The following is a 601-nucleotide window of genomic DNA, read 5'->3' on the forward strand; positions in this document are numbered from 1 at the left end:
AGGAGATGTATTTGAAGATCCGAAGGCATATCTCCAATCTCATCGAGAAATAAAGTGCCTTTGTGTGCTTTTTGAATAAAACCAATCCGGTCAGAAATGGCACCTGTAAATGCCCCTTTTTCGTGGCCAAAAAGTTCGGAAGCAATCAAGCCACTTGGAATCGCACCGCAGTTAACCTCTACAAAGGGTGATGAGCGTCGACTAGATAACTGATGGATCAGTCGAGCACATAACCCTTTACCCACACCAGTTTCACCTTGTATGAGTACTTCAGCGTCACATTGCGCGTACTTTTTAATGGCATTTCGAAGCTCGTGGATACAAGCGCTATTCCCAATAAGAGGATATAGCTCCGCCTCGCTGAATTGCACCGTTTGTTTGGTACTACCTTTTCGCAGTTTCATCATTAATCACTATTTTTGCCCCACTGAAATAATAGTTTTGAATTAGCCGTCTCAATCGTGAGTGAATGTCTCTTTATTGAGAAGTTTGTTAATTACTGTGGGTGGTAAAGTCTAAATGTTTGTTTCGGAGAAAATTTATACTAGGGACTTTTTTTGCTAGGAAAATCGTTGTATAGCAACTTCATTTCTTGCACTCT

At 40.9% G+C, this 601-nt stretch carries 1 protein-coding gene; it reads right to left on the reverse strand.

Annotated elements, in window-relative coordinates; all coding sequences use genetic code 11:
- On the reverse strand, positions 1-404 hold a 404-nt coding region (locus R7190_RS28850; protein WP_318138063.1), incomplete at its 3' end, for a sigma-54 factor interaction domain-containing protein.
- Between the last annotated feature and the right edge of the window lie 197 nt (positions 405-601).

It is taken from the genome of Vibrio sp. 1078-1, from assembly GCF_033340475.1.